21 protein-coding genes, 4 tRNA genes and 1 other RNA gene are annotated in these 22,576 nt (G+C 51.1%); 21 read left to right on the forward strand and 5 right to left on the reverse strand.

Translation table 11 applies throughout. The features are described 5' to 3' along the window. Window positions 1–148 precede the first annotated feature (148 nt). The 7 genes from FYJ84_RS06670 to FYJ84_RS06700 all read left to right on the forward strand — a co-directional run bounded on the left by FYJ84_RS06670 (window position 149) and on the right by FYJ84_RS06700 (window position 4,137). A complete protein-coding gene (locus FYJ84_RS06670) occupies window positions 149–844 on the forward strand; it encodes a winged helix-turn-helix domain-containing protein (protein ID WP_154406816.1) in 696 nt (231 codons plus the stop codon). Continuing rightward, window positions 837–2,036, forward strand: coding sequence for a sensor histidine kinase (locus FYJ84_RS06675; RefSeq protein ID WP_154406817.1), 1,200 nt, complete (start codon window positions 837–839; stop codon window positions 2,034–2,036). The genes FYJ84_RS06670 and FYJ84_RS06675 overlap by 8 nt, the downstream gene beginning before the upstream one ends. Before the next feature lie 212 nt (window positions 2,037–2,248). Continuing rightward, window positions 2,249–2,746: a methyl-accepting chemotaxis protein gene (locus tag FYJ84_RS06680; protein ID WP_154406818.1), complete on the forward strand. Its 498-nt coding sequence runs from the start codon at window positions 2,249–2,251 to the stop codon at window positions 2,744–2,746. A gap of 374 nt (window positions 2,747–3,120) precedes the next feature. Beyond that, window positions 3,121–3,196, forward strand: a tRNA-Val gene (locus tag FYJ84_RS06685). Window positions 3,197–3,227: 31 nt separating this feature from the next. Further along, a tRNA-Asp gene (locus FYJ84_RS06690) sits at window positions 3,228–3,304 on the forward strand. Between the two features lie 4 nt (window positions 3,305–3,308). Further along, a tRNA-Phe gene (locus tag FYJ84_RS06695) sits at window positions 3,309–3,384 on the forward strand. Window positions 3,385–3,525: 141 nt separating this feature from the next. Further along, window positions 3,526–4,137 (forward strand): DedA family protein, encoded by a 612-nt coding sequence (locus tag FYJ84_RS06700; RefSeq protein WP_154406819.1) that lies wholly within the window; start codon window positions 3,526–3,528, stop codon window positions 4,135–4,137. 1,021 nt (window positions 4,138–5,158) lie between these two features. Here FYJ84_RS06700 and FYJ84_RS06705 read toward each other — a convergent pair. After that, the gene (locus FYJ84_RS06705) at window positions 5,159–6,250 is read right to left on the reverse strand and encodes a DUF2939 domain-containing protein (protein WP_154406820.1); all 1,092 of its coding nucleotides are present in this window, start codon (window positions 6,248–6,250) and stop codon (window positions 5,159–5,161) included. Window positions 6,251–6,527: 277 nt separating this feature from the next. Here FYJ84_RS06705 and FYJ84_RS06710 point away from each other — a divergent pair, with 277 nt between their 5' ends. The 3 genes from FYJ84_RS06710 to FYJ84_RS06720 all read left to right on the forward strand — a co-directional run bounded on the left by FYJ84_RS06710 (window position 6,528) and on the right by FYJ84_RS06720 (window position 10,699). Next, the gene (locus FYJ84_RS06710) at window positions 6,528–7,838 is read left to right on the forward strand and encodes a flagellin N-terminal helical domain-containing protein (RefSeq protein WP_154406821.1); all 1,311 of its coding nucleotides are present in this window, start codon (window positions 6,528–6,530) and stop codon (window positions 7,836–7,838) included. A 219-nt stretch (window positions 7,839–8,057) separates the two neighbouring features. Next, on the forward strand, window positions 8,058–9,965 hold the full coding sequence (locus tag FYJ84_RS06715; protein ID WP_154406822.1) for a fructose-1,6-bisphosphatase: 1,908 nt from the start codon (window positions 8,058–8,060) through the stop codon (window positions 9,963–9,965). A gap of 56 nt (window positions 9,966–10,021) precedes the next feature. Then, window positions 10,022–10,699, forward strand: coding sequence for an HAD family hydrolase (locus tag FYJ84_RS06720; RefSeq protein ID WP_235901380.1), 678 nt, complete (start codon window positions 10,022–10,024; stop codon window positions 10,697–10,699). 882 nt (window positions 10,700–11,581) lie between these two features. On the opposite strand, the gene FYJ84_RS15040 is transcribed toward FYJ84_RS06720, so the two are convergent. Both FYJ84_RS15040 and FYJ84_RS06730 read right to left on the reverse strand, forming a co-directional pair. Then, entirely contained in the window at window positions 11,582–11,887 is a 306-nt protein-coding gene (locus tag FYJ84_RS15040) for a type II toxin-antitoxin system RelE/ParE family toxin (RefSeq protein ID WP_154406823.1), read from the reverse strand. Next, window positions 11,884–12,129 carry a type II toxin-antitoxin system Phd/YefM family antitoxin gene (locus tag FYJ84_RS06730; RefSeq protein ID WP_154406824.1) on the reverse strand — a complete coding sequence of 82 codons (246 nt, stop codon included), beginning with the start codon at window positions 12,127–12,129 and terminating at the stop codon, window positions 11,884–11,886. Before FYJ84_RS06730 ends, FYJ84_RS15040 begins: the two co-directional genes overlap by 4 nt. Window positions 12,130–12,209: 80 nt before the next feature. Here FYJ84_RS06730 and FYJ84_RS06735 point away from each other — a divergent pair, with 80 nt between their 5' ends. From FYJ84_RS06735 to FYJ84_RS06745, 3 genes are all read left to right on the forward strand, one after another. Further along, complete coding sequence (locus FYJ84_RS06735; RefSeq protein ID WP_154406825.1) at window positions 12,210–12,518, forward strand: TIGR04076 family protein; 309 nt, start codon at window positions 12,210–12,212, stop codon at window positions 12,516–12,518. 181 nt (window positions 12,519–12,699) lie between these two features. Beyond that, window positions 12,700–13,302: a hypothetical protein gene (locus tag FYJ84_RS06740; protein ID WP_154406826.1), complete on the forward strand. Its 603-nt coding sequence runs from the start codon at window positions 12,700–12,702 to the stop codon at window positions 13,300–13,302. Next, window positions 13,299–14,627 (forward strand): glutathionylspermidine synthase family protein, encoded by a 1,329-nt coding sequence (locus tag FYJ84_RS06745; RefSeq protein ID WP_154406827.1) that lies wholly within the window; start codon window positions 13,299–13,301, stop codon window positions 14,625–14,627. The genes FYJ84_RS06740 and FYJ84_RS06745 overlap by 4 nt, the downstream gene beginning before the upstream one ends. Before the next feature lie 144 nt (window positions 14,628–14,771). On the opposite strand, the gene FYJ84_RS06750 is transcribed toward FYJ84_RS06745, so the two are convergent. Next, window positions 14,772–15,974, reverse strand: coding sequence for an ATP-grasp domain-containing protein (locus FYJ84_RS06750; protein WP_154406828.1), 1,203 nt, complete (start codon window positions 15,972–15,974; stop codon window positions 14,772–14,774). 43 nt (window positions 15,975–16,017) lie between these two features. Next, entirely contained in the window at window positions 16,018–16,788 is a 771-nt protein-coding gene (locus FYJ84_RS06755; protein WP_154406829.1) for an alpha/beta hydrolase, read from the reverse strand. Window positions 16,789–16,992: 204 nt separating this feature from the next. On the opposite strand from FYJ84_RS06755, the gene FYJ84_RS06760 reads away from it, so the two are divergent. The 8 genes from FYJ84_RS06760 to FYJ84_RS06795 all read left to right on the forward strand — a co-directional run bounded on the left by FYJ84_RS06760 (window position 16,993) and on the right by FYJ84_RS06795 (window position 22,289). Further along, window positions 16,993–17,382 carry a response regulator gene (locus FYJ84_RS06760; protein ID WP_154406830.1) on the forward strand — a complete coding sequence of 130 codons (390 nt, stop codon included), beginning with the start codon at window positions 16,993–16,995 and terminating at the stop codon, window positions 17,380–17,382. Next, on the forward strand, window positions 17,372–18,244 hold the full coding sequence (locus tag FYJ84_RS06765) for a chemotaxis protein CheX (RefSeq protein WP_154406831.1): 873 nt from the start codon (window positions 17,372–17,374) through the stop codon (window positions 18,242–18,244). The genes FYJ84_RS06760 and FYJ84_RS06765 overlap by 11 nt, the downstream gene beginning before the upstream one ends. Before the next feature lie 143 nt (window positions 18,245–18,387). Beyond that, window positions 18,388–18,478 (forward strand) — tRNA-Ser (locus tag FYJ84_RS06770). Window positions 18,479–18,589: 111 nt separating this feature from the next. Further along, an RNA gene (gene ffs, locus FYJ84_RS06775) (signal recognition particle sRNA small type) lies at window positions 18,590–18,689 on the forward strand. A gap of 11 nt (window positions 18,690–18,700) precedes the next feature. Then, a complete protein-coding gene (gene dnaX, locus FYJ84_RS06780) occupies window positions 18,701–20,560 on the forward strand; it encodes a DNA polymerase III subunit gamma/tau (RefSeq protein ID WP_235901381.1) in 1,860 nt (619 codons plus the stop codon). Between the two features lie 99 nt (window positions 20,561–20,659). Beyond that, on the forward strand, window positions 20,660–20,992 hold the full coding sequence (locus FYJ84_RS06785) for a YbaB/EbfC family nucleoid-associated protein (protein ID WP_154406844.1): 333 nt from the start codon (window positions 20,660–20,662) through the stop codon (window positions 20,990–20,992). 3 nt (window positions 20,993–20,995) lie between these two features. Further along, a complete protein-coding gene (recR, locus tag FYJ84_RS06790; RefSeq protein WP_154406832.1) occupies window positions 20,996–21,592 on the forward strand; it encodes a recombination mediator RecR in 597 nt (198 codons plus the stop codon). Between the two features lie 457 nt (window positions 21,593–22,049). Beyond that, a complete protein-coding gene (locus tag FYJ84_RS06795; protein WP_154406833.1) occupies window positions 22,050–22,289 on the forward strand; it encodes a pro-sigmaK processing inhibitor BofA family protein in 240 nt (79 codons plus the stop codon). The last annotated feature ends 287 nt before the right edge of the window (window positions 22,290–22,576 follow it).

The following is a 22,576-nucleotide window of genomic DNA, read 5'->3' on the forward strand; positions in this document are numbered from 1 at the left end:
GTGAAAAGTCCGCCTGCCCCGGGGTGCTGTCCCCTGTGCAGGCGGATTCTTGATTTGAAAATGCAGGGGGAAAGTGTTACACTGATTAAAAGCAAATTCAATTTGTATTATTCGTATTATTTGCGTTGTCTGTGTTGGGTGATTGACGATGATTTATTGTGTTGAAGATGATGACAGCATCAGGGAGCTGATGCTGTACACCTTGAAGGCATCGGGCTTTGAGGGCCGGGGCTTTTCGGATGCCGGGGAGCTGTGGCAGGCACTGGAGGAGGCAAAGTCCGGCAGGGTGCCTATGCCCCGGCTGGTGATGCTGGATATTATGCTGCCCGGGGAGGACGGGATTTCCATCCTGCAAAAGCTGCGTGCTAATGCTGCTACGGCCAGGGTGCCGGTGATTATGGCTACTGCCAAGGGCACGGAGTACGACAAGGTAAAGGGGCTGGATCTGGGTGCTGACGATTATCTTGCCAAGCCCTTCGGCATGATGGAGATGGTTTCCCGCATCAAGGCGGTGCTGCGCCGCAGCGAGCCCAAGGAAGCGGAGCGCACCTTGTTCTTTGGGGGCGTGGTGATTGACCTCTTGCAGCACACGGTGACTATTGACGGCAAGCCGGTGGATATGCCCCTGAAGGAGTTCGAGCTTTTGAAGCTGTTTATGGAAAATCCCGGTATGGCCTTCAGCCGGGACAAGCTGCTGAGCCGTATCTGGGATACTGACTACATGGGGGAGAGCCGCACGGTGGATGTGCATATCAGCAGCCTGCGCACCAGGCTGGGGGCGTGGGGCAGCGCCATCAAGACCGTGCGCAGCGTGGGCTACCGGCTGGAGGTTCCACATGCATAGGTATCTGGGCATTGTAGGCGGTGCCTTGATGGCGTTTATCCTTGCCACGGGGCTGATTATGGGAACTACCTTTGCATATTTTGCTGATGTGCAGAGGCAGCAGCTGAAGACGGAGACCGAGATGGCGGCACTGGCGGTGGACGAGCTGCAGGCAGGGTATCTTGCCCAGCTGCCGGAGGAAAACTACCGGGTGACCTGGATTTCCCCGGATGGGCAGGTGCTGTATGACAGCGACATGGCTGCCAGCCAGATGGAAAATCATCTGGAGCGTGAGGAAGTGCAGGCCGCCATGCGGAAGGGCTATGGGGAGAGCCAGCGGTATTCGGGCACCATGACCGTTAAGATGCTCTATTCGGCACAGCGGCTGGCGGACGGCTCCGTCCTGCGCCTCAGTATGCCCCAGCAGACTATTTTGATGGTGATTTGGGACATGGCGCTGCCTATAGGTTTTATTTTGCTGGTGGTTATCGGCGTTTCCGTGGCGATTGCAGCCAGGGAGACCAAGAAGGCAAATCAGGAGGAAACCGAGGCCATGCGCCGGGAGTTTACGGCCAATGTGTCCCATGAGCTGAAGACGCCCCTGCACTCCATCTCCGGTTTTGCAGAGCTTTTGAAGAACGGCATGGTGATGGAGCAGGATACAGGATATTTTGCGGAAAAAATCTACAACGAGGCACAGCGGATGATCAAGCTGGTGCAGGACATCATCATCCTGTCCAGGCTGGATGAGGGGCAGGAGAATACCACCAGGTCATCGGTGAACCTATATCAGCTGGCAGAGGGCGTGATTGCTAACCTGGAGCCTATGGCGGATAAAAACGGGATTACTATTGAGCTTATCGGTCAGCAGGTGGTGATGGAAGGGATTCCGCACCTGCTGAACAGCATGCTGTTCAATATCTGCGAGAACGCCATCAAGTACAACAAGCCTGAGGGCAGCGTGCTGGTGGAGGTCAGTGAGATAGCCGGCCATCCCCGCATCACTGTCCGGGACAGCGGCATCGGCATCCCTATGCGGGACAGAAGCAGGATATTTGAAAGGTTTTACCGGGTGGACAAGAGCCATTCCAAGGAGGTGGGCGGTACCGGGCTGGGACTGAGCATCGTGAAGCATGCAGCCCGTCTCCATAATGCCAAGCTGGATGTGGACAGCATCGTGGGGGAAGGCACCCTGATTACAGTAAAATTTTAGCTGACTGGCTTTTGCAGTCGGAATTTTGCAGGCAGAAGCAGGATTTTTTCCTAACTTCTGCTTTTTTTTGCAAAAAAAAAGGGTTTTTCGCTTAGACGGCGAATATTGTGTATATAGAGATATACAGTTAGTGCGAAGAATTGCTTGTGAGCGAAATATTCAATTGATATAGTTACATAGCAGATGGCACGAAAGAAAGGGGATTAATTAATATGGCAACTCAGGATGAGCAGAAATTTTTGGTGGATGAGATTGCTTCCTCTGTGAAGCAGTTGTATAAAGATGTGGAGGAGCTGGCGAAAAAGTCCAGCGAATTTGCCAGTGCCGGTGAGGCTTCCGTGGCCCAGGCGAAGCTTTTGAAGGAGAAGAATACCGAGACATTGAAGGCAATCAGCATCATTACCGATATTGCCGAGGAGACCAACCTTCTCAGCCTGAACGCTTCCATTGAGGCTGCCCGTGCCGGTGAGCAGGGCAGGGGCTTCGCTGTGGTAGCGGAGGAAGTAAGGAAGCTGGCAGAGCAGTCCAGGGCGGCTACTGAGAGCATCAAGAAGACCTTGAACGAGATGAACAAGGCAGTAAATGATATTGCCCAGTCCATCAATACCATTGATGTAATCGGCCAGCAGCAGGCGCAGGGAGCCAGGGGGATTGCCAGCAACCTGGGCAAGGTGACCTCTGCGGCAGATGACTTGAAGAAGCTGATGTAATTGCCTGTAGGGCAGCTGACAGCTTTTAGGCAGTTGCTGGCTTTGGGCAGTTGGCAGGTTTACAATAGCTGATAGCCCGGGGCAGCTGTAGCTGGTATTACTTTGTTTTAGATATCCTGCAGTGTAGCGATGTTTTACTGATAGGCGCCATGCTCGCCCGGTGCAAGCCGTGGCCATTGACGGTGCAGCATTTTAGATTTTCCTCGCTGCAGGATATTTTCTGTATCCTCCCTTTGCGGGCGGGCAGCTCGTGAGGCGGAGGGTGTTTTTGTGCAAAAAATATTAATAAAAGTATTGACAAATGGCGGTTATTCCGATATAATTCTTGCTTGTGAGTGGGAATTGCTCACGGGTTTCACAGCTTTATAGTTTTTGGGCGCTTAGCTCAGCTGGGAGAGCGTCTGCCTTACAAGCAGAATGTCAGCGGTTCGATCCCGTTAGCGCCCACCAAAAATTCCGCAGGATTTCCTGCGTTAACATTGGCCCGGTAGTTTAGTTGGTTAGAATGCCGCCCTGTCACGGCGGAGGTCAGGGGTTCAAGTCCCCTTCGGGTCGCCATTATGCCTCGGTAGCTCAGTTGGTAGAGCAGGGGACTGAAAATCCCCGTGTCAGTGGTTCGATTCCGCTCTGAGGCACCACTTCTTTTTGCAGAGTCCGGTTCGGGGCTCTTTTTTTGTATATAGGTGTATTGTAAGGTTTGTGTAAAGAACTGCAGCGAATGGCAAAGAATTGCAGTAAGTTGTAATCCGTTGCAGTTATTTGTGAGGAAAGGAACTTTTATGTCTCAGTTTACCGATGTGTTTTTGCAGTTTATTGATGGGTGGGGCTACTATGCGGTGGCAATCCTCATGGCCTTGGAGAATGCCTGCATCCCTATCCCCAGCGAGCTGATTCTTGGCTTTGCAGGTTATATGATTTATGCCGGGCGCATGACCTTCACCATGGCTATGGTGGCAGGCATGGTGGGCGGCATGCTGGGCTCTTATTTTGCTTACTATGTGGGGCACTATGGCGGCCGTCCTTTCGTGGACAAGTACGGCAAGTATTTCTTCGTGAAAAAATCCCATGTGGATATTGCCCAGGAGTGGTTTGACAAATACGGCATCAAGGCGGTGTTCTTCAGCCGCATGCTGCCGGTGGTGCGCACCTTTATCTCCCTGCCGGCAGGCTTTGCCCATGTGGACATGAAAAAGTTTTTCTTCTATACATTTATCGGCTCCCTGCCTTGGACGGCATTGATTTTGTTCATCGGCATGATGCTGGGCGAGGGCTGGAAGGTCATGATGGAGGTGGGCCACGAGATAAGCCTGGCTGTGGCAGCTGCTATCGTGATTATTTGTATTGTATTATATGTACAGTACAAGAGAAAAAAGAAGAAAAGAGTTCATTAAAAAATAATTTTCAGTTTATCGTCGTGAAGGTACGAGGCTTCTGGAACATTAACGGATGAGTTTTGTTGGTTTGTGCACTCTGTTCAGATTAAAAATGGGCTGAGCGGGACAGCTACCCATAGAAAACACGCTCTCGCTCCTAGTTGTACCTAGCGGATGCTAAGCTCTTGCTACGCCTACGGCTTGCGTAGTCGCAGTACAAGACAACGCATAGCAGTTGTCTTGTACTGGGTGATATGCCACCGGCATATCACCCGCCGCGCACCGAGGTACAACAAAGGTTTTCTATGGGTACTGTCCTCACTCATCCCTTTCTTTGTCTGAACAGATATAAACAAAATGACAGAATCACATACATTATTTGTTACCATAGTGCCCCATACAGCTTTACGAATAAGCCTGAAATAGGGGGCTGGGAGGCTGACGAGACCTGATACTGCCAACAGCTATGCAAGGCAACCTGCTATTATGAGCAGAGTTGTTTGCATAAACATCAGCAGTTGCAAATTTTGTCATCTACCAGCCCCTGTTTATTACAATATATATTTTTTATACGGCTGTTGACAATTAAGCTTATGCGGATTGCATTGCAAGTCAATATAATTGTTTAGTGGCACTATACATTATACAGCGGTTGGCAGCAACAGGTCTCGTCAGCCTCCTGGCTCCCCTTTTTCAGGCTTGCTCGTAAAGTCAGAATTAGTTGCTACAGTTGCATACTAAATTGAATGCAGTTGGATTATTATGCGCATATCTGTTCAGACAAAAAGAAGGACAGGTGCGGCATGTACCCAAAGAAAACCTTGAGTGCAGCCTCGCTTCTTAGCGAGTGCGAGCGTAAGCGATGCAGGAGCTTAGAAGCGCGAGGCTGTGCTAAGAGCGAGAGCGAGTTTTCTATGGGTACTGCCGCTACCTGTCCCTTTATAATGTCTGAACAGAATCCACGAAATATCAAACTACATCATCAGTATATGCACGAAGTAACGAATAACCACTACGACAAACTGAAATTTCCCAATTTTTAGGGGATGGTTTTGGAAATCCTGCTGACGGCACTGTTTTTCAGCAAATCCTCAATGCGGTGCTGGATGTCCAGTGCTTCGGCATGGAGTGCCTTGGCAAGGTTCAGCTCGCTGGTGCTGTCGTTTTCGATGCCGGTGAGGAAGTGCTGCCAGCTTTCAATGGAAAGCCGTGCCTCCTGGCTGCGCATTTCCTTCAGGTATTGGGCGCCGTCGTTGACAGGTATTTCATCCAGCTCCTGCTGGCGTTTTTCCAGGGCAGGAATGATATCGGATTTGATGTAGCCTGCCAGCTTGCTGCGCTGGGTGCTGGTCAGCCTGCCATCCTCCGTAGCGGTCATTTTCTTGAAGTTGGTCTGCTGGGTATCCAGAATGTCATTGTATTTGTCTATGATATTCTGGGTTGCCCTGGTATACGCCATCAGCCCGGAGGTCTGGATAGGGCCGATAAAATCAAGGAAATCACGGTAGTTCAGTATCTTGGTAACCTGCCAGTTGTCCTCCTTCTGATTCAGCAGCAGGTTCAGGATGAACAGGGTGCCGGTGTACTCGTCCCTCACCTGCACCTTTGCCATGGCGGTATCCTTGGTGTGGCTGACGCTTTCGATTTTGACGAATTTTGTGTTGCGCAGCTGGGAACGTTCCACAAGGTATTCGTAGTCGATGCCCAGCTGACGTCCTTTCAGCAGGTTGTCTCCTCCTGGCTGCAGCCAGCTGCCATTCTGTACATAGGCCGTAATCAGCTGGCAGGTTCCCTCGGTGACCTGGGGCTTGATTTTGATATAAAACTGCTCGAACATGACCTTGGTCTGGTCAGGCAGGCTGGCATCCTGGGCAAACATATCCCTGGTCAGGTCATCATAGGCGTGTGATGTCACGGAGCTTATATCGCAGTAGCGCTGCATTTCCGCTGCATCCTGGGACTCGATAGCTTTGCCCAGCTTTTCCAGGGCGTATTCCGGCGTGTTGGCATAAAAAATCCGCCACAGGGAAAAGCCCAGGATAAAAACCAGCAGTATCAGTGTGCCAATCCTTTCATATTTTGTTCGTCTGCGCCGTTTTTCCAGTTGCGCCTGCCAATCAAAGTTTGCCATTGTATGTTAATCCACCTCAGAATTTTATTAGTGTAAATAAACCACAAGCATTATACTACATTTTTGCTATTTTTTACAATGAAATAGGAGAGCCGGAGGAGGAAATGTCCAAGGCTGGCAGGTACAATACAGAAAAACGCAGAAAAAATGCAGAAAAAATGCAGAAAGGCCTGGGAAATTTAAGATTTAAGCTATACATGACGATATAATAAGTACAAAGACTAGGATTATCGCGACAAGGATGTCGAAACTATGATATGCTCAAGGAGGAATTACTATGGCAACAATCGGCAGCTATGCACAGCAGCTTTCGCTTCTCAACCAGCTGAATATGAGATATTCTTCTGCCATGAAGCATGCTACTGCTATCGCAACAGGCAACAAGGTAAACAGCGCAGCAGATGATGCGTCTACTTATTCTATCGGCAAATCCATGGGGGTGCGCATTGGCAGCCTGGAGCAGGCAGATGCCAACACCCAGACCAGCTCCAGTATGCTGAAGGTGGCAGATGGCGCCATGAGCAACACGCTGGATATCCTCACCACCATGAAGGAAAAGGCGCTGGCAGCGGCAAACTCCACTGCTAGGGACAGCGACCGCGCCAACATCCAGAAGGAGCTGAACCAGTACATCGACCAGATTACGGACAACTCCCTGGTGGAGTACAACGGCATGGCACTGATGAATGGCAGCAATAACTATGCTACTCAGCTGACTACTCAGGCCTATACCAATACCAGCCTGGGCACCGAGGTAACAGGCAGCACCAAGCTGACCGACCTTACCCGCCGTGCCGGGGACAATCTGGGCATTGCCTCTACGGATACCATTAATGTATCCTATGTGAAGGATGGCAAGACTTACCACACCAGCTATACTGCCGGTGATACCACCTTGGAGGACATTTTCAAGAATGCCAACAACGCAGGGGGCGGCAATGTTTTTGACACCACCCTGGGCACCACCAAGGAAATCGGTACCAATTCCTCCGGCAATCTGCAGGAGACCGTGGATGGCAAGAATGCTATTACTGTCAAGGCTGCGGAGGCAGGCAAGGCAGGGGAGATTTCCGGCTTTACCATTTCCGTAACTGATGCCAGCGGCAACGAAAAGAAGGCTGTCAACAATGTACTCAGTGATTTTACCGAGTCCATCGGGGCAGCTGAGAACAGAGCTGATAACTCCTTGACCTTGCAGGTGGGGGCAGATGCCAATCAGTCCATTCAGGCAGGGCTGGGGAATATTTCCGCCCGTGCCCTGGGGCTTATCGGCAGTGACGGCTCCTATCTCAGCGTGGGCACCGTGCAGGATGCAAGTGCCGCCATTAGTGTCATTGACAACGCCATCAACAAGGTTTTGGAGCAGTCCACCAATGTAGGCGCCCTCAGCAGCCGTTTGGAGTATACCCACAGCAATCTGGTGACACAGGGGGAGAATCTCACTGCGGCTCAGACTACCCTTATAGGTGCGGATATTGCCAAAGAGCTTACCCAGTTCACCAGCGACAATATCCTCATGCAGGCATCTCAGGCGATGCTGGCCCAGTCCTATCAGAATTCCAGCTGGTTCCTGAATCTGCTGGGATAAGCTTGGAGATAGTTTGTATTTTCATATTGCCTTTTCTGCTGCCCGCTTTTTGGCGGGCAGTATTTTAGTGCTACAAAAGTGCAGCTGCCGGGTAGAAGTTAACTTTGGCAACTGCATTTATTTTTGCAGAAAATTGGCAGGTTTTAGCAGGAAAAAAGATTTGTATGACGAATATATAAATATGGGTGAGTTTTAGCTTTTGGAGGGAAGGTGAATTTTATGACAGCTTCACAGAGTGCGATGCACAAGCAAAAGCAGAAGTATCTGCATCTGCTGGCGGAAAAGTATCCAACTAAGGAAGCGGTGTATGCTGATTTGATTAATTTGCAGGCCAGCCTGTGCCTGCCGAAAGAGGTAGAGCATTTTGTCAGTGACCTGCACGGTGAATACGAGCTTTTTTATCATATATTGAACAACTGCTCCGGGGTTATCAAGGAGAAGGTGGATTATGTTTTCGGGGCGCGGCTGACTACGGAGGAAAAGGCGGAGTTCTGCACTCTGATTTATTATCCTGTGGAAAAAATGCAGCAGATGCAGGCAGAGAGGAAAAATACCCCTGAGTGGTATCGGGAAAACCTGTCCCGGCTGCTGGAGGTCAGCAAGCTGATGACCTACAAATATCCGCTGGCCAAGGTCAAGAGCTTTGTGCCGAAGAATTACCGCAGCGTGATTACGGAGCTGTTCAACACCCATCCCGAGGCGGACAGGGCGCAGTTTTTGTACAGCAAGCGGCTGCTGAATATGATTGTGCAGGTGGGAGGCTCCGAGGATTTTATTGTGGCATTGACCCAGCTCATCAAATGCCTGGCAGTGGGGCACATGCACATTGTGGGGGATTTCTTTGACAGGGGCAATCGCCCTGACACTATTCTCGATATGCTGCTGGAGTATCATTCGCTGGATATTCAGTGGGGCAATCACGATATCCTGTGGATGGGAGCTGCCTGTGGCAGTGAGGTGTGCATTGCCGGAGTAGTCAGGAACAGCCTGCGCTACAAGAATACGGAGGTGCTGGAAAAGGGCTATGCCATCAGCCTGCGCCCACTGACCATGTATGCCCAGCGCATCTATCCTGATGAAAATGCCCTCAAGGCATCGGAAAAGGCGATTTCCATGATAATGTTCAAGCTGGAGGGGCAGCTGATTCTCCGCAATCCGGATTTTCGCATGGAAAGCCGCCTGCAGCTGCAGAATGTGGACTACAATGCCAGCTGCTACCGCATCAATGGCAAGCGCTATGAGCTGTCCAGTGCCTATTTCCCGACGGTGGACCCGAAGAATCCCTATGAGCTGACGGAGGAGGAAAAGCAGATTATCGGCGATCTGAAATCCTATTTCATTGAGAGCGAGCGGCTCAGGCGCCATGTGGATTTTATCTACAAGAAGGGCAGTGTGTATACCTGCTGCAATCAGAACCTGCTGTTCCATGGCTGCGTGCCGCTGAACTGGGATGGCACCCTCAAGGAGGTCACCTTTGACGGCAGGGCCTACAAGGGCAAGGAGTACATGGATTACTGCGACCAGATGGCGCGGCGGGCCCAGTCTGGGGAGGACCAGCGGGCACTGGATTTCATGTGGTTTTTGTGGAACGGTCTGCTGTCCCCGATTTCCGGCAGGGAGTTCACCACCTTTGAGCGGATGTTCCTGGAGGATGAGAGCACATGGAAGGAGCCTTCGGATCCTTATTATGAGCTGGTGGACAGGGAGGAAATCTGTGAGGAGATCTTGGAGGAATTCGGCCTAAACCCGAAGGAAGGCCATATCATCAACGGCCATGTGCCGGTGAAGGTGGCCAAGGGGGAAACTCCTATCAAGGCAGATGGCAAGGCACTGTGCATTGATGGAGGCTTCTGCCGGGCTTACCACAAGAAGACGGGCATCTCCGGCTATACCCTGATTTTTAATTCCAGAGGCTTCCGCCTGCTGGAGCATCAGAATGTGGCTGATGTCCGGGAGGCTCTCAGGAACAACAAGGATATTGAGTCGGTGTCCCGTACTATTGAGCTGCAGTCCAAGGTGACTACAGTAGGGGATACGGACGAGGGCAAGCGCATCCAGGAAAAGATCACGGATCTGTACAGCCTGCTGCTGGCCTATGAGAATGGCACTATCAAGCCGCAGGATTAAAAAGCTTCCGGGGCATGGAATCTGGTAAAATTGCTGAATTTGATGGAATTAATAAAATGAGTAAATTTTGTGAAAGGTTTGATTTTATGGAGGAAAAGGCGTTTATATTTGATATGGACGGGGTAATCATTGATAGCGAGAATCTTCATTCAGTTACCAAGGTGCAGGCGATACGCTCCTTCGGCGTGGAGGTCAGCGAGGCTGATTTGAATTTGCAGAGCTATGTGGGCAGGAGCGCCAAGTCCTTCTTTAGCGATGTGCTTGCCAAATATCCTGAGCTGGGGGATGATTGGGAGGTGCTTGCCAAAAAGAAGCATGAGCTGTATCAGAAAATCCTGCGGGAGGCTCCTGATTTGAAGCCGATAGATGGTATACCGGAGCTTCTGGCGAGGCTGAAGGAAAAGGGCTATAAAATCGGGCTGGGCTCATCGTCTATTATGGCAAATGTGCAGCTGGTGCTGAATCGCTTTGGCATTATTGATTATTTTGATGCGATTGCTGCCGGCAGCGAGGTGGAGCATGCCAAGCCGGCACCTGATGTGTATCTGCTGGCTGCCAGCCGTTTGGGGGTTGCCCCGGAAAACTGTACCGTGGTGGAGGATGCTGCAGCCGGTATTGCTGCCGCCAAGGCTGCGGGAATGCGCTGCATTGCCGTGCGCAATCCTAACTCCGGGACGCAGGATTTCAGCCAGGCAGATGTGGTTATTGATAGATATGATGAAATCAAGTTATAAATTTCAGTTTGTCGTAGTGCTGGTTTGTTACTTCGTGCATATACTGAATGAAATAGTTTGATAGTTCGTGGACTCTGTTCAGACATTATAAAGGGACAGGTAGCGGCAGTACCCATAGAAAACGCGCTCTCGCTCTTAGCACAGCCTCGCGCTTCTAAGCTCCTGCATCGCTTACGCTCGCACTCGCTAAGAAGCGAGGCTGCACTCAAGGTTTTCTTTGGGTACATGCCGTACCTGTCCCTCTTTGTGTCTGAACAGATATGCACATAATAATCCAACTGCATTCAATTAGTATGCAACTGTAGCAACTAATTCTTACTTTACGAGCAAGCCTGAAAAGGGGGAGCCGGGAGGCTGACGAAACTTGCAATTGCCAACCGTTGCATAAACGTACAGTGCAAACAACTCTGCTCATAATAGCAGATTGCCTTGCATAGCAGTTGGCAGTATCAGGTAGCGTCAGCCTCCCAGCCCCCCTATTTCAGGCTTGCTCGTAAAGTATCATCATGTTGCTATGGCAAAATATAAGGAATTACTGATAAGTAAGTGGGGATCTGCCGCAGGAGTGTAACTATCAGCAGATAATGCGATGGGCGGAGAAGGCGGTGCCAATGCAAGGCACTGAGACGCGCCTCGGTGCTTAGCGAGTCGCAAGCCGTAGGCGCAGCGAGAGCTTAGCATCCGCTAGGCGTGGATAGTAGCGCGAGCGTGCCTGCATTGGCATTGCCTCTCCGACCATTGGAGTATTTGCTGATGTTTTTCTGACAGCTCCCCTGCACTAATAATTAAAACGTACATATATCGCAAAAGTAACAATCAAGCACTACGACAAACTGAAATTTATCGTAATATGAAAAAGATGAATAGCACTGCTGTTACTATTTATTTAAAGAAGGACAACAGATTTCTGCTTTTGTATAATATACGAGAGACAAAAATGCTTTTGTCGGTTACCCGGTAAAATATCAGGTAGTTATGACATGGGATAAAACGGTAGTTGCTGTTTGTCACAAGGTCATTTTTCAATTTTGTTCCCCGATTAGGCATTTCTGTTAATGAGTGTAAGGCGTCTATGATGTCCGTTAGAATTTTCTTTGCGGCATCAGGATTGGCTAATTTGTTGGAGATATACAGTTTTATATCTGTCAGATCCTGATACGCACGGGGTGATACATCGATTTTCATCATAAACCGAGATTTCTTTCAACTTCTTCTAGTGACATGCAGCCTTGTGCAGAGGCGGATTGTTCTCCTTCCGCTAATGCCGCAAGGAGACTGATTGTTGCTTTAGTATGCTCATATTCATCAATATCCATCAGGACAAAGCGTCCTTGTCCGTTTTGAGTTAAAAAAACAGGGGAGTTTACAGAAATATCTTCAATGATAGAGCTGTAATCCTGTAGTTCGGAAACTGGTTTGATATTAGGCATAAGTTACTCCTCCTCTTGTGTTGTATTTACAATGTATTATATCATAAGTATATATTTTTGGGGAGGAGAGGTAAGGAAATATGAAAAAGATAAAAATCACTGTTATGCGTATTGCCTGTTATCAGGACCTGATGGAGCGGTATGAGAATCCCATAGATCATGCCTGTGATATGCAGGTGGGGCAGGTGTTTATTGCGGATGGCTGGCGCAAGCCGGAAGGGTTCTGCGATAGTGCCTGGGAGACGATTTCCCCCTTCGTGATGACCTTGGCACACGGCGGTCAGGACATATATGAGGGCTGGATGAAAAATCCCCGGTCTGCCATGCTGTCCTGCAATGACGGCTTTCGTCCGGTCAGCTTTTATCTTGAGGTTATGGAGGAGGAATAGTAATGGCAGTCAGGTCAGATTTTGCGGAGTGTTTCGGAAGCGGTCAGGGGATTTCACTGTTTTAACTGGGAAAAATATCACATTGACCTTGAATTGTTAAAAGGATATATTGTAAACAGCTTATTAGCGTAAGCCTTTGAAGCGAGTAAAGTGAGCTTTGAGATTAGCGAGGTATTTTGTGATGTTTAATGTATCAGGTAAGACGGCAAGGATACTGGCGGCTTTTACGGCGGCTTCTGTTGCTTGCGTGGCAGCAGGCTGCTCCGATGAAGATGAGCTGGCCAGCCTGGATTATGAGTATGAGGATGAGCAGATGGTAGATGATGCCGGCAATCCCTATACCCTGCACCGCAACGAGGATGGAACGGAAACGGCGGTATACGATGATGGCAGGGAGGTTACCTTCAGGCGAGATGAAAATAACAATTTGAATTTTGTCTCAGGTACGGCAGGGCTGCTTTCCGGCCTGGCAATGGGGTATTTCCTCTTTCATGGCCTGCAGCCAAGCCAGCCGGGCTATTATGATAAAAATACCGGCCGCTATGTGGCCAGGGGGAATATGCAGCCATTGAGCAGGGAGGAAAGGGATGACAAGTATCGTCCCTATGGTGCAGCCGGCAGGGCGGCTTCCCGTGCTGTTAGCGGTAATAATTCCGCTGCCAAGGCGCAGCCAAATAATGACGGTGTAAAAAATGGCACTAATGCCCAGAATAATAACACCAGCGTAAAATCCGGCGCCAAAACGGGCTTCGGTTCTGCCGGAGCAAGGAGTGCTGCATCATGATAGAGCGTAATGACTGGATTGATACTTTGGACAGGGAGATTTTTCCCTTTGTGGAGTATCCGGGCTTTGAGAACCGCTATCCCACCATTGATATGGTGGGGCTGGCGGAGGCGCAGCTTGATGAGCTGCGGGAGGCCAGCGAGAAGCTGTTCCGGATTTTTTGCAAGGTGACGGAGGTCTTTCAGAAGTGCAGCGACGAGTTCATGGAGGACATGGAAATTCCTGCCGGGATGCGTTCCTTCCTGCACCGGCAGAACATGCTGGGGCTGCCTACCTGGCTGAGCCGCTCTGATTTCGTTTTTGACAGCCGCCGCAGGCTGCACATGGTGGAAATCAATGCAGATACCCCCTGTGCCGTGATTGAGGCGTTTTATGGCAACAGGATGGCCTGCCGTTATTACCGCCGCAAAAATCCCAACCGGGACAGCTATGAGGAGCTGAAGGACTGGCTGAAGTACATCTTTGACAGAACCTACAGCATCGAGGTGGATTTACAGCGGGGCAGAATCAGCACGGAGCATCCCTTTGTCTTTTCCTGCTTTGAGGATTATGTGGAGGACAGGGGCACAACCCTGTTTTTGATGCAGGCACTAAAGGATGCCATCGGCTCCCTGTATCCTGACAATATGGTGGTTTTTGCCTCCTTTTATGAGCTGGGGGTAAATCCCGATGGCAGCGTGCAGCTGCCTGACGGGCGGACAGCGGCTGTGCTGTACAGGCTGCACCCTATGGAGCTCCTGATTGAGGAAACGTCGGAGGAGGGAGATGCCCTGGGAGCCATGTTTATGCAGGGGTATCAGGAGGGCAGGTTCCACCTGTTCAATCCGCCGGAGGCAATCATCATGCAGAGCAAGGGCTTTCAGGCACTGGTCTGGAGCCTTGCCCACAGTGACCGGGCAGGCAAAATATTTACCAGGGATGAGCTGCAAACTATACGCGCCTATATGCTGCCTTCGTATTTTGAGCGGGATTTTGCCGTGCAGCAGGCAGCTGGCTTCCTGCCGCCGGAGAAGTGGATAAAGAAGCCTATCTGGGGCAGGGAGGGCAACGGCATCCAGGTGGTGGATGAGGCTGGCAGGCTGGTCAGCGAAAAATATGTGCCCAATGCCGACGAGGTGGTGCAGAGGGACAGTGACAAGGTGCTGGTGCAGAAATTTGTGGCGCAGCCTGCCTGGAGCCTGCGCACGGATGAGGGGCTTCTGAATGGGTATCTTACCCTGAGCTGCTTCATGCTGGGGGAAAGGGCATCGGCTGTCTATAGCCGCTTCTCCCCGGAGGCCATTGCCGGTACGGAGGCTTACTGGGTGCCAATCTACGTAAAATAAAACATAAAACATAAAACATAAAAATACTGTTCACATGGGCAGGGGCAATGTTTCCCAGGGAAAAGGCTCCTGTCAGTGAACAGTATTTTTGTTGTTTATGTTTATAGCGTTTTCATTATTTGATGATATTGGCTGGGATTCAGCTTACCATACAGCTACGGAGTCGCTGAAGAACTGGTCCAGCTCCTCCTTGGTGGAGAAGGTGGCAAGGTACATGTAGTTTGCCATTGCCTCCGCCAGGGCATCCGGGATAGGGCAGTGCATCTTGATGGCGGAGCCGTACTTGGCCAGCAGCTCATCGTGGGACAGCTTGAAGTTCTTGCCGTTGCGGCGGCCGGAGAAGATGCAGTAGTAGTCCGGGCCGGTGGATTTCAGGGTGCTGTCATAGGCGATCATGTCAGCCCAGATTTTGTAAACGTTGGTGCTGTGGGCAAAGTTGATCATGTCCGGAGTAAAGCCGCCGCATGGGCGCATATTTACCTCCAGGCCGATGATGTCACCCTTTTTGCCCAGGCCTTCCATGTCGTCCGTCAGGCGGAAGAACTCAAAATGCACGAAGCGGCTCTTTACGCCAAATGCCTTGATGGCGGCACGGCCTGCCCGGCGGGTTTCCTCCGGCAGGTCCTTCAGGATGTAGAAGACGCTGTTGTCGCCCTGATTTACGATATCCATAATGCTCATAGGGGTGACGTTGCCGGTCTCAAAGATAGGCTCCCCCTGGGAGTTGATGATGGCATCATAGCTGTTGACCTCGGCACGGACGAATTCTTCCATGATGTACTGGGTAGTGTCATGGTTTTCGTAGCGCAGCTGGAAAAAGCGTCCCAGCTCCGTGTCGTTGTTTATCTTGAAGGTGTTGCTGGCGCCTACGCCGTTGTCAGGCTTGACTACCACAGGATAGCCCACCATGTCCACAAAGGCCTTGGTGTCATCCCACTCCTGTACCAGATGGTAGCGGGCGGCAGGGATGCCTGCCTTGGCATAGTACTCCTTCATCTTGGACTTGTACTTGATGCGCGGGATGTCCTCATCATGGAAGCCGCTGTTGATGTTGAAGTCGGTGCGCAGATGGGCATCACGCTCCAGCCAGTATTCGTTGTTGGATTCCAGCCAGTCGATGCGGCCGTACTTGCTGATGAAGAAGGCAACCGCCTTGTATACCTCGTCGTAGTTTTCCAGGCTGCTGACCTTGTAATACTCGTCCAGGCTGTCCTTCAGCTCCTGCCGGAGGTTGTCATAGGGGCAGTCGCCGATGCCCAGCACCCGGAGGCCGTTGTTCTTCAGCTCGCGGCAGAAATTCCAGTAGTTCTCAGGGAAATTCGGGGAAAGAAACACCACATTTTTCATTATATATCACCTCATAAAATTTATATGCCGTATATGATTGGGCTTAGATGCCATACATGATGGTAGGGATGGCAAAGGGCAGCTGCCTCTCCCAGCTTGCCTCGCTGTGGTCGCCGTTTGGCACCAGGCGGGTGCTGAGGATAACACCCTTCTGCATCAGGGCATTGGCAACCCGGGTAAAATTCGCCGGAGACCAGGGCTCATATTCAAACTCCTTCATGCCGTAGTCCATGTAAATCACCGTATCAGGCGCCGGGGAGGATGCCTCAATCAGTGCCACCAGGGCATCCGCATCCACATCCATGGTAGGGGAGAAGGAAGCTGCCCGGGAGAAAACCTCGTTGTGGCACAGCACCCCGTAGAGGCTCATCAGCCCGCCCATGGAGCTGCCCCCGATAAAGGTGTGCTCCCTGTCTGTCAGGGTGCGGAAGCGCTTGTCGATGTAGGGCTTCAGGTTGTGGATGTACCACTGCATGGTTTCCTCTGCCCTGGCCTCATATGGGCCGCCCCATTCGCCGCCGGGATTGTAGTAAAAGGGCGAGTACTCCGAGAGCCTGCCGTTATCAGGGTGGGTGTTGCATTCCAGCGCCACCACAATCAGCGGCGTCTTTGTATAATTCAGATACCTGCCCACGCCCCAGCTCTTGCCGTAGGTGGCGTTGTCATCAAAAAAGACATTCTGCCCGTCAAACATGTAGAGCACGGGATAGCGCCTGGACGGCTGCGAGTCGTAGCCCCGGGGAAGATATATGTAAACTCTGCGTTTTTCCTGCCCTGTATAGCAGGGATAGGTGAGGGTTCGCTTCTTGATCATAGGCAGTCCTCCTGCTTTCAGCTTAGTACAAAAGTCTATTATTAGTTTAACATAGCGGTGCCAAAAACACAATTGGCTGTACTATGTGAAATAGATGGATTTGTCAAAATGTTAATATCGTAAATAATCTTAGTTAGCAGGTGACTTTTTAGGAAAAAGTGTGATATAATTTTAAACATAATAGCTCTTTTGGAGGTGCGAGATTTGGCTGACAAATTAAAGATTCTGATAACTGATGATTCCAAGCTGCTGCGCAAGAAGCTGCGTGCGGAACTGGAGCAGCTGGACTGCGAGGTGCTGGAGGCAGAGAATGGCAAAGAGGCCATTATGAAGGACTTGAAGGAGCAGCCTGACGGCGTGATTCTCGATATCGTTATGCCGGAAGTAGGCGGTATTGAGACGTTGCAGGTAATAAAGGAAATCAATCCTGACCTTCCTGTTATTATGCTTTCCTCGGCAGGTACATCGCAGAAGCTGAAGGAGACACTGGAGTTGGGAGCCCTGGATTTTATTCAGAAGCCTTATACCAGCGAGCAGATTAAGCAGGCAGTGGAGCGAATCCGCAGAAAGGTTGAGGAGAATAATGGCAAATAGGTATTTTTCACAATATCTCCTGAATAAAGGCGTTCTGACGCCTGAGAACGCAGGTGAGATGTTGGCAAAATCCCTCAATGTTACTCCGGAGCTTTCCGTGCTTGCCCTGGAAAAAGGCCTGATAAACTCGGAGCAGGCGCTGGAGCTGGCAGAAGCTGCCGGCTTTATCAGGGCTGCCCTGGGCAAGAACTACCTGACGGCGCTGCAGCTTGATGACCTGAAGAAGGCCGTGCCGGAGCGCAGTGCCTGCCTTGGTCAGGTGCTTCTGGATGAGGGGGTTGTGGGGCTTTCCGAGCTGGCAAAGCTGTTTGAGGAGAGTGTTGCGCCGGATTGCCATCCTGTGGAGACGGCTGTGCATGATATGCTGGTGTCCTGGAATGCAGATGAAAATGATTACGGGTACATCAAGGATTATGTGGAGCTGTTCCTGGGAGCACTGCAGCGTTTTATGAACACGGATGCCCTGATTATTCAGGGGGACAATAGTGATGGCGTGGATACCACCTATCTGACCTATCAGAGCATGGGTGGGGCTTTACAGCTTACTGTAGGCTGCCGCATGAATGGTGATGTGATGCTGGCCATGGCGAAGCGTTTCAGCGGTGAGGCGCTGACCGATGTGGATGAGATGGCCATTGACTGTATTGAGGAGTTCTGCAATGTGCTGAACGGCCTGTACATTGTCAACATGTCAGGCAAGAGCCAGGATATGGATCTTGATATGCCGCAGACCGTTGAAAATGGGGAGCCTGGTGGAGACAGTGTCTTCCAGCTGCGGGTTGAGACGGAGTTTGGCGGTTTTGTGCTTTATTTATCTATGGACGGCTTTGTGTTTGAGGACGGCAAGCCGTTGCATTGGTGATTTTTGGCAGGGCAGTGCGGTGCCTGTGTGCTGCCCTGTAAAAAATATTTATTTTTTGCTTGACATGCTGACGGAAAGATGGTATCATCTATATCGTTGCTGATGAGCAACACAACAGAATAAAATTCTTGTTATTCAAACGTGGAGAGTTGTCCGAGTGGTTGAAGGAGCACGCCTGGAAAGCGTGTGTACGGTGATACTGTACCGAGAGTTCGAATCTCTCACTCTCCGCCATTTTTTTATTCATTTTTAGGTAGCATATGTAGTATATGTAGTATATGTAGTATATGCCGTTTTGTCTGCTGTCATCCGGTGGCAGGCTTCTTTTCAAGGTCGGGCTGCAGTGCCTGGGTCTTGCGCAAGGCAGTCTCATGAACCTCGTCAGGTCCGGAAGGAAGCAGCGATAAGTGAATCGCTGCCTGTGCCGCGAGGGTGCCTGGGGGCTGTGGTCCGACGTTGAAAAGAGCAGGCGTGGCTTTTGGGTGGTTCCTGTCAGGGGACTGCTTTTTTTGTGCCCGGATTTATGTTATAATAATTGTGCTGAATTTGTGTACGGAGGTGGCAGCTGTGGCTTATATGGCACTTTATAGGAAGTGGCGGCCGGGCGGTTTTGATGAATTGGTGGGGCAGGAGCATGTGAGCAGAACCTTGTCCAATGCCATCAATACCGGCAAGGTGGGGCATGCCTATCTTTTTGCCGGTCCCCGGGGCACCGGCAAGACCAGTACGGCAAAAATCCTTGCCAAGGCACTGAACTGTGAGAAGGGGCCGACGCCCAATCCCTGCAATCATTGCGAAGCATGCCTGAAAATTAATTCGGGAACCTCTATGGATGTGTTCGAGATAGATGCGGCTTCCAATAGAGGCATTGATGAAATCCGTGACCTGCGGGAAACGGTAAAATTTGCTCCGGCAGACGGCAGGTACAAGGTGTACATCATTGATGAGGTACACATGCTTACCATGGAGGCTTTTAATGCCCTTTTGAAGACATTGGAGGAGCCTCCTGCCCATGTGGTGTTTATTCTTGCCACCACGGAGGCTCACAAGGTGCCTGCTACCATCCAGTCCCGCTGCCAGCGGTATGATTTCAAGCGGATTACGGTGGCGGATATCGAAGGGCGTTTGCAGCTGGTGGCAGACAATATGGGGCTGGCGTATGATGACGAGGCCTTGCGGCTGATTGCCATGAAGGCGGACGGCGGCATGCGTGATGCCCTGGGGCTTCTAGACCAGTGCGCTGCACTGGCGGAGGGCAGGCTGACCGTGGAGCAGGCCCAGGGCTTCCTGGGGCTGATTGGCAGGGACTGGATAGCCGGGCTGGTATCTGCTATCGGGCAGAAAAATGCGGCAGAGGTGCTGCAGAAGGTGGCGGAGCTTTTGCAGGGGGGCAAGGAACTGTCCCAGATGCTGGGGGAGCTGGCCATGTATTTTCGGAGCATGCTGGTGCTGAAGGCGGCAGGAGGCGGCGATGCCATGGACTACGGCAGTGGCAGCCCGGAGGAGCTGGCTAAATGTGCGGCAGCTTTTACCCAGACCAGGATTATGGAATCCATACGGCGGATTCACGGGGCGATGGCGGAGGTCAAGTGGTCTCCGCAGCCCAGGATTACGGTGGAGTCTGCCCTGCTGGAGCTCTGCCAGCCTGATGCTGCCCTCGCAGCGCAACCAGCTGGCGGAATCGCTGCTGGCAGTCAAGGGGCTGGCGGCCATGCTGCCGGGGGCGGTGATGAAGGGCGGCTGGCACAGCTGGAGGCGAAGCTGGCACAGCTTTCTGCCCTGCTGCAGTCTGGCAGGGCTGTGGCAGGTGCCGGTGCGGCAATTGCTGATGAGCGTCCGGCACAGTCTGCCGGTAGTGCGCCCTCTGAAGGGGCAGCGCAGGTGGCGGCAGAGGTTCAGTCCCTGGATGACAGCAATTTCCAGAAGCAGCTTCTGAGGGAGCTTTCCGTCATGGGGGCGGCACCGACCATTTCCTGTGCGGAGAAGTGTGCCGTGCTGTCGGTTACTGACAGCCAGCTGGTGCTGGGCTGTCCTACGGTTATGCTGAAAGGATTGCTTGAACGGGTGTACCGCAAGAAGCTGGAGGAAGCGGCACAGCGCATCTCCGGCAGGAAGCTCAGGCTGGTCTGCCGTCTGGCAGAGGTGGTGCAGAGGGTGGCAGAGCCCGAGCCGGAGCTGCCGGATATACCGCCGCCTATGGATGAGGGAGACGGTGTGGGGGTGGATATGTCCGCCCTGCCCCAGCCTGAGCAGAAAAGGCTGCAGCATGCCGTGGATTTTTTTGGCGGTGATTTTATTGAGCCACCGGAGGATTAGGAAAATAAAATTTGACGAAGCTGTGTATATTTGTTAGCATGAAACGAGATTGATTTTTGTATTAAATGTTTTTTGCGCTAGGTGAAGGGAGCGATGTCGATGTTTGGCGGTATGGGCAACATGAATATGAATGGCATGATGAAAAAGGTGCAGAAGATGCAGAAGCAGATGCAGGAAATGCAGGAGCAGCTGAAGCAGCAGACTATTGAAGCAACTGCAGGGGGCGGCGTGGTAAAGATTACCATGGACGGTGAGAAGCAGGTGAAGGGGATTGTGATTGATCCAGCTGCTGTGGACCCGGAGGATGTAGAGATGCTGCAGGATTTGCTGGCAGCTGCCTTCAACGAAGCTACCAAGAAGGTGGATGAGAAGATGGCAAGCGAGATGGGCAAGCTCACCAGCAGCATGGGGCTGCCTCCGGGAATGTTTTAAGCCATGAAGCGAATAGAACCGTTGGCAAAGCTGATTGAGCATTTCAAAGCGCTGCCGGGCATAGGCAGCAAGACTGCGGTACGGCTGGCGTACCATGTGCTGGACATGGAGCCGGAAAAGGCACGGGAGCTGGCGGCAGCTATTGTCAATGCAAAGGAAAAAATCGGCTATTGCAGTGTCTGCTTTAACCTGAGCGATGAAAATCCCTGCCGCATCTGCCGGGCGGATGGACGGGACAAGTCCGTTATCTGCGTTGTGGAGCAGCCCCAGGATGTGGATGCCGTGGAGCGCATGAGGGATTTTCATGGGGTGTACCATGTGCTGCACGGGGCACTGTCGCCTTTAGAGGGCGTGGGGCCGGAAAATCTCCGCATCAAGGAGCTTTTGGCCCGTATGCAGGACGGCGTTGTTAAAGAGGTCATCATGGCCACCAATCCCAACGTGGAGGGGGAGGCTACTGCCATGTACATAGCCAGGCTCCTGAAGCCCCTGGGGATTAAGGTGACGCGGATTGCCCACGGGCTGCCGGTGGGCGGCGATTTGGAGTATGCGGATGAGGTGACCTTGTCCAGGGCCATGGAAAACCGCATTGAGCTTTAAAATGTGAGTGGCGTGCAGTTTGCAGTTTACAGTTTACGTCGCGGCAGGGCACTCCCCCCTTGAAAACACGCTCTCGCTCTTGGGATAACAAACCCCTATATTCATGATTATTTTCGGTCTAAATCCTTGTCTGCGTTGTTGTCGTCGGTCGGCATGGAACCGCCATGCCTTCCTCCTCCGCCTAGCATACAAGGATTTATCCTCGAAACTAATTCATGTCAATAGGGGTTTGTTATCCCATTGTGCCTAGCGGTACTAAATTCACGCTTTGTCCTTTGGACTCGCGTATCATTAAGTACCGAGGCACAAAAAAGGTTTTCAGGGGGGAGGCCCTGCCGCTTTTGTTCTGCATGGCTCGTAAATTACATCTTATGCTGTTGTATTGTTGCGGTGCTGAAAATGTTTTGTGAAGCTGCTGTATTGTGGCTTGATAGAATTTCAAATGGGAGGTAGTCGTATGGAAGTAATGGTATCTTTTATTGTAGGCCTGGTTGTGCTTTATGTGATTTTAAAGGTTCTGTCCCTGCCGTTTAAGATTATCTGGAAGCTGTTCACCAACAGCTTGGTGGGGGCTATCATGCTCTGGGTGGTAAATCTTTTTGGTGCAGGTATTGAAATCACCTTCTTCAAGGCGCTGATTGCAGGTGTTTTCGGTATTCCTGGTGTTATCGTAATCCTGCTGGCACATTTTTTATAAAATTTTTCATAAAAGTGTTGACAGGTGATTGTTTTTCGTGTAATATATACATCGTTGTCGCTGCTGACACAGAGTTGTAGAGAATATATTGAAAATTCCGCGCAATTCAGTGAGGCGAAGACAACAAAAATATTTCAAAAAAGTTCTTGACAAGCTGAACGATTTGAGATATTATATAAAAGCTGACTCGCACAGCGGTCTTACAAAAAGCTTACAGAGCTTTTACAAGCCGTTGATGATAGAGAGGCAGTGTTCCTTGAAAACTAAACAATGCAATAAGAAATCAT

It is taken from the genome of Anaerovibrio slackiae (genome assembly GCF_009695585.1).
GTDB classification, from domain to species: Bacteria; Bacillota; Negativicutes; order Selenomonadales; family Selenomonadaceae; genus Anaerovibrio; species Anaerovibrio slackiae.